The sequence below is a fragment of the Micrococcus sp. 116 genome, assembly GCF_902506395.1.
Taxonomy (GTDB): Bacteria; Actinomycetota; Actinomycetes; order Actinomycetales; family Micrococcaceae; genus Micrococcus; species Micrococcus luteus.
The window spans coordinates 30,554-40,199 of record NZ_LR732370.1 but is presented as its reverse complement, the minus strand read 5'-3'; the positions used below and the strand labels follow the sequence as shown (position 1 = coordinate 40,199).

The following is a 9,646-nucleotide window of genomic DNA, read 5'->3' as shown; positions in this document are numbered from 1 at the left end:
CTCGAGGCGGGCGAGGTCGAGGTCGGCGGGGGCGGTGACCTTGAACGCGGCCGGGTCGCCGGTCACCACCACGACCTCGTGCCCCGCGGCCTCCATGACCATCGCGTCGTCGGTGAGCGCCGCGGCGTCGAGCGTGGGGTCCGTGCGCACGGCCTCGTGGGCCGCCAGCAGGGTGTCCAGGTCGAAGCCCTGCGGCGTCTGGATCGCGCGCAGGCCGGCGCGGGCCGGCGTGGCCGCGACGACGTCGACGCCGCCCCGGCCGGGGGTGACCTGCTTGACGGTGTCCGTCAGGGGCAGGCCCGGGACCGCGGCGACCGCGCCGGTCCCGAGCGCCGCCGTCACGGCCCCGAACACGCTCGGCGGGGTCAGCGCGCGGGCCGCGTCGTGGACGAGGACGCGGCGGGGCGCCCCCGCCGGGGCGAGGTCGGCCAGAGCGCGGGCGGCCGCGGCGAGTCCGGCGCGGACCGAGTCCGCGCGCTCGGCGCCGCCGGGCACGCAGTGCACGGGCACGTCCAGGTGCGGGCCGGCGTCGACCTCGGCGGCCACGCGGCCGGCGTCGGCCTCCACCGGCGGGGTGAGCACCACGACGGCGTCCAGGGCGAGCCCGGCGGCGCGCGCGGCGGCGACGGAGGCCAGGCAGTGGTGCAGGAGGGTGCGGCCGTCCGCGAGGGGGGCGAGGGCCTTGGGCAGCCCGGCGCCGAGGCGGGTGCCGGCGCCGGCGGCGGCGATCACGAGGGCGGTGGGCATGGCCTCATCCTAGGGAGCGCGCCGGGGTCCGTGGCCAGGGACCCCCATGGCGGCGACGGCCGTGGCCGGGGACGAGACAGGGGAGGGGCCCGCGTCGTGGACGCGGGCCCCTCCCCTGTCGTGTGCTGCTCGTCAGCCCTCGAGCACCTTGTCCAGGCGGCCCTCGGCCTCCTCCTCGGTGACCTTCTTGGCCAGCGCCAGCTCGGACACGAGCACCTGGCGGGCCTTCGCGAGCATGCGCTTCTCGCCGGCGGACAGGCCGCGGTCCTGGTCGCGGCGCCACAGGTCACGGACGACCTCGGCCACCTTGTTGACGTCGCCGCTGGCGAGCTTCTCCAGGTTCGCCTTGTAGCGGCGGGACCAGTTGGTGGGCTCCTCCACGTGCTCGGCGCGCAGGACCTCCATGACGTGCTCGAGCCCCTCCGCATCCACGACGTCACGCACGCCGACGAGGTCGACGTTCTCCGCAGGGACCTCGATGGTCAGGTCTCCCTGCGCCACCTTGAGCTTGAGGTACATCTTCTCCTCCCCCTTGATGGTGCGCATCTTGATCTCCTCGATCCGCGCAGCACCGTGATGGGGGTAGACGACGGTCTCTCCGACCTCAAAAACCATGTTGTTGTGCCCCTTTCAGTCGTCTCATTCTATCATGCGGCCTCGTCATGCCGCGCGCGCCGTCACATCGTCGGCCTCCGGATGTGATAGTGGACGACCCGGCGCCACGGGCCGGCCGGCGTCCCGGGATGCGGTAGCCTGACCTGGCAGGACCCCTGCCTCGGGGCTCCTGAGCACGTCATCGCACCTGAGGAGACCTCTGTGAAGAACGCATCCCGGCCCGCCCGGCGCCACCTCGCCGCAGGTGCGCTGGCCGCGGTCGCCCTGCTGGGCGCCACCGGCTGCTCCGCCGTGAGCCCGATCGCCACCGCCATCCAGTACTCCCCCTCGGACGGCATCAACGGCCAGGAGCAGGACTTCCTGAGCTACCGCAACCTCGCCCTCGTCGGCGACGGCGAGTCGGGCCCCGCCCGCCTGATCGGCACCGTGGAGAACACCTCCGGCCAGGATCAGACCTACACCTTCCAGGCCGAGGGCGGCGGCTCCGCGACCCTGAAGGTCCCCGCCGGCGAGAGCCGCAAGCTCGAGGACGAGGCGAACACAACCGTCCTGGAGCGCGAGGGCGTGTGGGTCGGCGAGAACCTGCCCGTGACCGTCTCCGGCAACGGCGGCACCGCCGACCTGGCCGTCCCGCTGCTGAGCGCCACCCAGGAGCAGTACCGTGACCTGCTCCCCGAGGGAGTCGAGCCCTCGGAGGAGGATCTCGTCGGGCACCTCCACGAGGAGACCCACCACTACGGCGAGGAGCACTGACCTCCGCCGGGCCTGCGCCCGGCACGCCACGGCCCCGGCCCCACCGCGAGGTGGAGCCGGGGCCGTCGTCGTCCCGGGTGCAGCGCGCCGGTCAGGCCTCGAACTTGTAGCCCAGGCCGCGCACCGTGACGAGGTAGCGGGGGCTCGAGGGATCGGGCTCGATCTTGGAGCGCAGGCGCTTCACGTGCACGTCGAGGGTCTTGGTGTCCCCCACGTAGTCGGAGCCCCACACGCGGTCGATCAGCTGGCCGCGGGTGAGCACGCGCCCGGCGTTGCGCAACAGCATCTCCAGCAGCTCGAACTCCTTGAGCGGCAGGGACACCTGCTCGCCGTCCACGGAGACGACGTGCCGCTCGACGTCCATGCGCACGGGGCCGGCGCTGATGGTCGCCGACATCGGCTCCTCCTGCTCCCCCTGACGGCGCAGCACGGCGCGGACGCGGGCCACCAGCTCACGCGAGGAGTACGGCTTGGTCACGTAGTCGTCCGCCCCGAGCTCGAGGCCGACGACCTTGTCGATCTCCGAGTCCTTCGCGGTCAGCATGATCACGGGGACGTTGGAGCGCTGGCGCACCTGACGACACACCTCGGTGCCGGACATCCCCGGGAGCATCAGGTCCAGGAGGATCAGGTCCGCGCTGTCGCGCTCGAAGACGCTCAGCGCCTCGTTGCCGTCGGCGGCGACGGTGACCTCGAACCCCTCCTTCTCCAGGAGGTAGGACAGGGGGTCGCTGAACGACTCCTCGTCCTCCACGATCAGAATGCGGCTCATGCGCTCGTCTCCTTCCGGGTCGGGGGTGCGGCCGAGGCGGTCACCCGGTGACCGCGCCGCTCGGTGACGTGGGCGGCACCCGGCGCGCCGTCGACGGCGACACCGTCCCCCCACTCGGGCAGGCGGATGGTGAAGGTCGACCCGCGGCCCGGCTGGGACCAGAGGGTGACCTCCCCTCCGTGGTTGATGACGACGTGCTTGACGATGCTCAGCCCCAGGCCCGTGCCGCCCGTCTGACGCGACCGCGCCGCGTCCACGCGGTAGAAGCGTTCGAAGACCCGCTCCTGCTCCTCCGGGCTGATGCCGATGCCCTGGTCCGTGACGGTGACCTGCGCGAGCCCGTCCACGGAGCTCAGGCCGATGCCCACCGTGGTGCCCTCCGGGGAGTAGCGCACCGCGTTGTCCACCAGGTTGCGCACCGCGGTCATCAGCTGGTCCTGGTCCCCGTGCACCACCGCGTCCACGCGGCCGCCCACGCGCAGCGCGATGCCGCGGTCCTCGGCGGTCAGGCGCAGGCGGTCCACGGCGTCCGCGACGACGGCGTTGAGGTCCACAGGCCCTCCGTCCTGGACCACGTCCTTGGCCTGCAGCCGGGAGAACTCGATGATGTCCTGCACGAGGGCCGTGAGCCGGCGGGACTCGACGCCCAGCCGTGCGGCGAAGCGACGCACCGCCTCCTCGTCCTCCGCGGCGTCGCCGATGGCCTCGGAGAGCAGGGAGATGGCGCCCACCGGCGTCTTGAGCTCGTGCGAGACGTTGACGACGAAGTCGTGGCGCATGGCCTCGGTGCGGGTCACGTCCGTGCGGTCGTCGGCGAGGATCAGGATGTACTCCTCGTCCAGCGGGGCCACGCGCAGCTCGACGACGAGGCTCGACTGCCCGAGGGGTCCTCGGGGCAGCTCCATGCGGCGCTCGACGATGACGCCGTCGGCCCGCACGGTCCGCGTGAGCTCCCGCAGCTGGTCCTGGACGAGCGAGTGCCCCCGCACCAGGCCCAGGGCGTAGGCCGCGGGGTTCGCGCGCACCACGCCGTCGACGTCGTCCACCACCGCGTACGCGCGGCCGACCACGGAGAGGACCTCGGCGGCGCCCGGCGCCAGGGTGGGTTCGCCAACCGTCAGGTCCACCGTCCGCGAGCGCTCGGACGCCCGGAAGGCCAGCATGGAGGCCACTCCGGTGAACAGTCCGACCGCTCCGCACAGCAGGCCGATGATGACGGGATCCACGGCACCAGACTAGCCTCTGGCGGCCCGGAGACGGGCTGCCCCGGCCCCGCCAGACGCCGGACGATCGGCGTTCATGGGCCGTTCATCTTGCCCTGCCAGGGTGGACCGTTGCCCCGGGGAGTCGGGGTCGGCGGCGCACGGGCGTCGCCGGGGAGAGGAGACCATGCGCGAGCTCTACCGAGCCGACCTCGAACGGCTGGGCCGCGACCTGACCGAGATCGCCCGCCTCGTGCACCGCGCCATGATGGACGCGCAGGCCGCCCTCGAGGCGGCCGACGTGCACGGCGCCGAACGGGTCATCTCGGAGGACGCGCGGATCGACCAGCTGCAGGAGTCCCTCGACGAGCAGGCCGTGCGCATCCTGGCGCTGCAGGCGCCCGTGGCCACGGACCTGCGCACCGTCGTCGCCACGCTGCGGATGAGCTCCTCGCTCGAGCGCATGGGCGACCTCGCCCGCCACGTGGCCCAGCTGACCCGGCTGCGCTACCCCGAGCACGTCATCCCGGAACAGGTCCGGACCGTGATCACCGCGATGTGCGACGCCGCCGTGGAGGTGGCCGAGGAGGTCGTCCTGCTGCTCGAGACCCAGGACCTGGCGCACGGGGACCGGATCGACGCCCTCAACGAGGACGTCAACGCGCTGCACCTGTCCGTCTTCCGCGCGATCGCCGCCCCGGACTGGAGCGCGACGCCGGCCACCACCACGGACGTCACGCTGGCCTCGCGCTACCTCGAGCGGTTCACGGACCACGGCCTGTCCGTGGCCGCCAAGGTGCGCTACCTCGTCACGGGCGAGTGGGCGACCCACCGCCCGGACGCCACCGGCTCCTGACCGTCCCCGACGCCACGGGCCGGGCCCCCGGCGGGGTCCCGGCCCGTCGTCGTCGGACGCGTCAGTGCGCGGAGCCCTGGGCGGCCACGGCGGCGGCGCCGGCGGCGGCGGCCTCCGGGTCGAGGTAGCGGCCGTTCGCGGTGATCGGCTTGAAGTTCTGGTCCAGCTCGTAGACCAGCGGGATGCCCGTCGGGATGTTCAGGCCCGCGATGTCCTCGTCCGAGATGCCGTCCAGGTGCTTGACCAGGGCGCGCAGCGAGTTGCCGTGCGCGGCGATCAGCACGGTCTTGCCGGCCTTGAGGTCGGGCAGGATCTGCTCCTCCCAGTAGGGCAGCAGGCGGTCGATGACCTGCTTGAGGGCCTCGGTGCGGGGGGCGTCCTTGCCCAGGTCCGCGTAGCGCTCGTCGCCGATCTGGGAGAACTCGGAGTCGTCGTCCAGGGCGGGCGGCGGGGTGTCGAAGGACCGGCGCCAGACCATGAACTGCTCCTCGCCGAACTCCTCCTTCACCTGGGCCTTGTCCTTGCCCTGCAGGGCGCCGTAGTGGCGCTCGTTCAGGCGCCAGCTGCGCTTGACCGGGATCCACTGGCGGTCCGCGGCCTCGAGGGCCAGGTTGGCCGTGGTGATGGCGCGCTTGAGCAGGGACGTGTGGACCACGTCCGGGCGGATGCCCTCCGCCTCCAGCAGCTCACCGCCGCGGGCGGCCTCGGCGCGCCCCTTCTCGGTCAGCGGGACGTCCACCCAGCCGGTGAACAGGTTCTTCTCGTTCCATTCGCTCTGACCGTGCCGCAGCAGGACCAGCGTGTACGTGGTGTTCGCCATGTCACCATCCTAGGCGGACCCGTCCCGCCGCTCCCCTACGCTGGAGCCCATGGTGGAGAAGGCCCGGCGGCTGCGCGCGCGCACGACGCCCGGCCCAGTCCCGGCACGGGGCCCGCAGGGCCACATCACCCGCGGCACGACGGCGGCGCAGCGGATGCGCCGGGTGGACCGCTGGCTCACGGACGTGCACGGCCCCCTGCTGCGGCGCACTCCCCGCCCGCTGGCCGTGGACCTGGGCTTCGGCGCGGAGCCGGTGACCGCCGTCGAGATGGCCCAGCGGCTGCGCGTGCAGAACCCGGCCCTCGAGCTGGTGGGCCTCGAGATCGACCCCGCTCGGGTGGCCCGGGCGCGGGAGCGGGCCGGCGGCCTGCCGGGGGTCACCTGGGCGGTCGGCGGCTTCGAGCTGCCCGTGCCGCGGCCGCCCACCGTGGTGCGCGCGTTCAACGTGCTGCGCCAGTACCGGGAGGAGGACGTGCCCGCGATCTGGTCCCTGCTGTGCGCGGGGCTCGCCGACGACGGCGTCCTCGTGGAGGGCACCTGCTCCGAGGACGGCCGGCGGGCGGCCTGGGTGGACCTGCGTCGGGACGGGCCCGCGAGCCTGACCGTGGCCCTCCGGCTGGGGTCCTTCGCCCGCCCCTCGGACGTGGCGGCGCGCCTGCCGAAGGTCCTCATCCACCGGCACGTGCCCGGGGAGCCCGTCCATCGACTCCTGGCGGAGGCCGACGCCGCGTGGGCCGCGCACGCCCCGCTCGCGGCCTACGGGACGCGGCAGCGGTGGCTGGCGACGGTCGGCACGCTCCGCGCGGCGGGCTGGCCCGTGCTGGGCGGCCCGCACCAGTGGCGGCGCGGGGAGCTGAGCGTGCGCTGGGCGGCGGTGGCGCCGTCGTCATGAGGGCGGCGCCGACGGCGCGGGACCCTCAGCGGCGCAGGGCCGGGCCCATGTCCTGGCGGGGGCCGGCGAGGTAGACGCACGCCACGCACGCGGCCACGAGGCCGAACATGCCCATCCCGCCGCCGGCGAGCACGCCGAGGAGCCCGACGACGGCGGCGACGCCGGTGAGGATCAGCCAGAAGCTCCTGTCCCGGCCCCCGATGCGGGCGAAGTCGTCGGGGCGGCGCCGGACGACGTCCACCAGCGCCCAGACCTCGAGCCCGAGCGCGGCGATCGCCAGGACGCGGAACAGCCAGTGGTCGACGAGCAGGGCGAAGTGCATGGGGGCGCTCATGCCGGTCAGTCTAGGCGGTCGGCCCGGCCGGGTTCCCTCCCCGTCCGGGGCGGCGTCTAGGCTCGAGGCGTGAGCACCCAGACCGAGCATCGCGGCCTGTTCGTCGCCGTCGAGGGACCGGACGGATCCGGCAAGTCCACCCAGGCCCGCGCCCTGACGGAGGCCCTGCGCGCCGCGGGCCACGAGGTGGTGCTCACGCGCGAGCCCGGCGGCTCGGACCTGGGCGAGACGCTGCGAGAGCTGCTGCTGGACCCCGGGCACGCCCCCGTGGACCCCCGCACCGAGGCGCTGCTGTTCGCCGCGGCCCGGTCCGCCCACGCCGTCCGCACGCTGCGCCCCGCGCTGGCCCGGGGCGCCGTCGTCGTCACGGACCGGTATGTGGACTCGTCCGTGGCCTACCAGGGCGCGGCGCGCGGGCTGGGCGAGGCGCGGATCGCCGCCCTGAACGAGTGGGCCACGGACGGCCTCGTCCCCGATCTGACGGTGCTGATCGACGTGGACGCGGCCACCGCCGCGGACCGGCGTGACCGGCGCGCGGCGGAGGGCGAGGGCACCCCCGACCGCATGGAGCGGGAGACGGCGGACCGGCACGAGGCCCTGCGCGCCGCCTTCCTCGCGCGCGCGGCGGCCGCGCCCGAGCGGTACCTCGTGCTCGACGGCGCGCTGCCGCCGCAGGAGCTCACCGCCCGCGCGCTGGCCCGCGTCACCGCCCAGGCGGCCGACCGATGACGGCCCCCGCCCCCGCCGTGTTCGCGGACCTCGCGGGCCAGGAGGCCGCGGTGGCCCAGCTGCGCCGCGCCGCGGCCGAGGACCGTCCCACCCACGCCTGGATGTTCACGGGCCCGCCCGGCTCCGGCCGGTCGACGGCGGCGCGTGCGTTCGCCGCGGCCCTGCAGTGCGAGGTCGCGGACCCGGCGGCGCGCGGCTGCGGCGAGTGCCACGCGTGCCGCACCGTCCTCGGCGGCACCCACCCGGACGTGACCGTGCTGGCCACCGAGGCGGTGAGCTATCGGATCGAGGACGTCCGCGCCCTCGTGGAGGCCGGCCAGTCCACCCCCGCCACCGGGCGCTGGCGGATCTTCCTCATGGAGGACGCGGACCGCATGACGGAGCGCGCCACGAACGTGCTCCTCAAGGCCATCGAGGAGCCGCCGGCCCGCACGATCTGGATGCTGTGCACCCCGTCCCCCGCGGACGTGCTCCCCACCGTCCGCTCCCGCTGCCGGCTGATCACGCTGAGCATCCCCGCCGTGGAGCAGGTGGCGGAGCTGCTGCACCGCCGCGACGGGCTGGACCGCGAGACGGCGCTCACCACCGCCCGGATCTCCCAGTCGCACGTGGGCATGGCCCGCCGCCTCGCGCGGGACCCGGAGGCCCTCGAACGCCGCGAGCGCATCCTCTCCCTGCCGCTCCAGGCCACCGCCGTCTCCGACGCGATGGCCCTGGCCGCCACGTTGGCCGAGGTGTCCAAGGCCGAGGCCGAGTCCGCCGCCGAAGCCCGGGACGCCGAGGAGCTCGAGGCACTGCGCCGCTCCCTGGGCCTCGAGCCCGGCGAGCCCGTCCCGCCCAAGCTCCGCCACCACGTCAAACGGCTCGAGGAGGACCAGACCCGCCGGCGGCGCCGCGCCGTCCGAGACTCGCTGGACCGGGCCATGATCGACGTCATGGGCCTGTTCCGGGACGTGCTGCGCGTGCAGCTGGGGGCCGACGGCGAGCTCATCAACGAGCACCGTCGGGACGAGATCGAGGCGTACGCCCGCGGCACCGCCGGCGACTCGGCCGAGGTGCTCGCCCGGATCGACGCCGTCACCACGGCCCGCGAGCGCATCGCCGCCAACGTGCCGGAGCAGCTGGCCCTCGAAGCCATGATGCTGGCCCTGCTGCCCCGCCGGGTGCGCACCCCGCGACGTCGCTGAGCGGCCGCGCCGGGTGGACCGGCGCCGGCTCAGCGGGTGCGGACCACCAGGTCCGGCACGTCGGCCAGGCCCGGCACCACCCGGTCCGCGCCCGCCGCCAGCAGGACGTCGTCCGCGTCGCGACCCGTGCGCACGCCGACCACGAGTCCGGCCCCCGCGCGGCGCCCGGCCGTCATGTCCTCCGCGGTGTCCCCGACCACCAGGACGCTGCGGACGTCGTCGAGGTCGAGACCGAGCAGGGCGGTGAGGATCATGTCCGGGTAGGGGACGCCGCGGCCGGCGTCGTCCGGGGAGAGGCTCAGATCCGCCAGGCCCATCCACCCCAGCGACTCGAGGATCATGTTCTGGGTGTGGCGGGCGTAGCCGGTGCAGAGGCACACGTGGAGGCCGAGGGCGCGCAGGCGGATGAGCGCCTCCTCCGCGCCCGGGACGGCCTGGACGCCGTGCTCGGCCAGCAGCGCGTCGAAGGCCGCCTCGAACGTGCGGGTCGCCGCCGCGGCCACCGCCCGGTCGGCGAACACGCGGGGGAACACGGCCGTGCGCGAGGTGGGCCGGAGCGCGCGGAACCGCCGAGCGGCGTCGTCGTGCTCCGGCGTGCCCGCCGGGACGCCGTGCTGGTCCAACGTGCGGGCGAACGCCGTGTCCTGGAGCCCGTGCTCCACGATGGACGTGCCGGACATGTCCACCACGGCCAGGCGGAGGGGCGCGGCTGACGAGGCCGCGGCGGGGGGTGCCGGGG

Annotated in this window: 12 protein-coding genes; 5 read left to right on the top strand and 7 right to left on the bottom strand. The window is 74.7% G+C overall.

Going from position 1 to position 9,646, the window contains the following annotated elements; all coding sequences use genetic code 11:
- Together CITRIK5_RS00190 and CITRIK5_RS00185 are read right to left on the bottom strand one after the other, a co-directional pair.
- The coding region (locus tag CITRIK5_RS00190; RefSeq protein WP_201294439.1) for a 2-C-methyl-D-erythritol 4-phosphate cytidylyltransferase at positions 1-747 on the bottom strand (747 nt) is incomplete at its 3' end.
- Between the two features lie 132 nt (positions 748-879).
- Positions 880-1,362 (bottom strand): CarD family transcriptional regulator, encoded by a 483-nt coding sequence (locus CITRIK5_RS00185; RefSeq protein WP_036384689.1) that lies wholly within the window; start codon positions 1,360-1,362, stop codon positions 880-882.
- A 201-nt stretch (positions 1,363-1,563) separates the two neighbouring features.
- On the opposite strand from CITRIK5_RS00185, the gene CITRIK5_RS00180 reads away from it, so the two are divergent.
- Positions 1,564-2,115, top strand: coding sequence for a hypothetical protein (locus tag CITRIK5_RS00180; protein ID WP_036384688.1), 552 nt, complete (start codon positions 1,564-1,566; stop codon positions 2,113-2,115).
- A 91-nt stretch (positions 2,116-2,206) separates the two neighbouring features.
- Here the strand turns inward: CITRIK5_RS00180 and CITRIK5_RS00175 are convergent, their stop codons facing one another.
- Both CITRIK5_RS00175 and CITRIK5_RS00170 read right to left on the bottom strand, forming a co-directional pair.
- Positions 2,207-2,887 carry a response regulator transcription factor gene (locus tag CITRIK5_RS00175; RefSeq protein ID WP_002858071.1) on the bottom strand — a complete coding sequence of 227 codons (681 nt, stop codon included), beginning with the start codon at positions 2,885-2,887 and terminating at the stop codon, positions 2,207-2,209.
- Positions 2,884-4,113, bottom strand: a complete 1,230-nt coding sequence (locus tag CITRIK5_RS00170) for a cell wall metabolism sensor histidine kinase WalK (protein WP_036316036.1) — start codon at positions 4,111-4,113, stop codon at positions 2,884-2,886. The genes CITRIK5_RS00175 and CITRIK5_RS00170 overlap by 4 nt, the downstream gene beginning before the upstream one ends.
- 163 nt (positions 4,114-4,276) lie before the next feature.
- Between CITRIK5_RS00170 and phoU the strand changes: the two genes are divergently transcribed.
- Positions 4,277-4,945 carry a phosphate signaling complex protein PhoU gene (phoU, locus tag CITRIK5_RS00165; RefSeq protein ID WP_036316039.1) on the top strand — a complete coding sequence of 223 codons (669 nt, stop codon included), beginning with the start codon at positions 4,277-4,279 and terminating at the stop codon, positions 4,943-4,945.
- Positions 4,946-5,006: 61 nt separating this feature from the next.
- Here phoU and CITRIK5_RS00160 read toward each other — a convergent pair whose 3' ends face one another.
- Entirely contained in the window at positions 5,007-5,765 is a 759-nt protein-coding gene (locus CITRIK5_RS00160) for a phosphoglyceromutase (RefSeq protein ID WP_063189350.1), read from the bottom strand.
- A 49-nt stretch (positions 5,766-5,814) separates the two neighbouring features.
- Here CITRIK5_RS00160 and CITRIK5_RS00155 point away from each other — a divergent pair, with 49 nt between their 5' ends.
- Entirely contained in the window at positions 5,815-6,657 is an 843-nt protein-coding gene (locus CITRIK5_RS00155) for a hypothetical protein (protein ID WP_060974309.1), read from the top strand.
- A gap of 25 nt (positions 6,658-6,682) precedes the next feature.
- Here CITRIK5_RS00155 and CITRIK5_RS00150 read toward each other — a convergent pair whose 3' ends face one another.
- Positions 6,683-6,979 carry a DUF2516 family protein gene (locus CITRIK5_RS00150; protein ID WP_036384680.1) on the bottom strand — a complete coding sequence of 99 codons (297 nt, stop codon included), beginning with the start codon at positions 6,977-6,979 and terminating at the stop codon, positions 6,683-6,685.
- Positions 6,980-7,060: 81 nt separating this feature from the next.
- On the opposite strand from CITRIK5_RS00150, the gene tmk reads away from it, so the two are divergent.
- Both tmk and CITRIK5_RS00140 read left to right on the top strand, forming a co-directional pair.
- Positions 7,061-7,720: a dTMP kinase gene (gene tmk, locus CITRIK5_RS00145; RefSeq protein ID WP_036316043.1), complete on the top strand. Its 660-nt coding sequence runs from the start codon at positions 7,061-7,063 to the stop codon at positions 7,718-7,720.
- Positions 7,717-8,907: a DNA polymerase III subunit delta' gene (locus tag CITRIK5_RS00140; protein ID WP_036384674.1), complete on the top strand. Its 1,191-nt coding sequence runs from the start codon at positions 7,717-7,719 to the stop codon at positions 8,905-8,907. The genes tmk and CITRIK5_RS00140 overlap by 4 nt, the downstream gene beginning before the upstream one ends.
- Before the next feature lie 29 nt (positions 8,908-8,936).
- Here CITRIK5_RS00140 and CITRIK5_RS00135 read toward each other — a convergent pair.
- A partial coding sequence (locus CITRIK5_RS00135; protein ID WP_236557114.1) for an HAD family hydrolase occupies positions 8,937-9,646 on the bottom strand: 710 nt, incomplete at its 5' end.

Excerpts from the sequence above, each read along its gene's own strand:
- CITRIK5_RS00185 (WP_036384689.1), bottom strand. The coding sequence starts at position 1,362 with ATGGTTTTTGAGGTCGGAGAGACCGTCGTCTACCCCCATCACGGTGCT.
- CITRIK5_RS00175 (WP_002858071.1), bottom strand. The coding sequence starts at position 2,887 with ATGAGCCGCATTCTGATCGTGGAGGACGAGGAGTCGTTCAGCGACCCC.
- phoU (WP_036316039.1), top strand. The coding sequence starts at position 4,277 with ATGCGCGAGCTCTACCGAGCCGACCTCGAACGGCTGGGCCGCGACCTG.
- CITRIK5_RS00160 (WP_063189350.1), bottom strand. The coding sequence starts at position 5,765 with ATGGCGAACACCACGTACACGCTGGTCCTGCTGCGGCACGGTCAGAGC.
- CITRIK5_RS00155 (WP_060974309.1), top strand. The coding sequence starts at position 5,815 with ATGGTGGAGAAGGCCCGGCGGCTGCGCGCGCGCACGACGCCCGGCCCA.
- CITRIK5_RS00150 (WP_036384680.1), bottom strand. The coding sequence starts at position 6,979 with ATGCACTTCGCCCTGCTCGTCGACCACTGGCTGTTCCGCGTCCTGGCG.
- CITRIK5_RS00140 (WP_036384674.1), top strand. The coding sequence starts at position 7,717 with ATGACGGCCCCCGCCCCCGCCGTGTTCGCGGACCTCGCGGGCCAGGAG.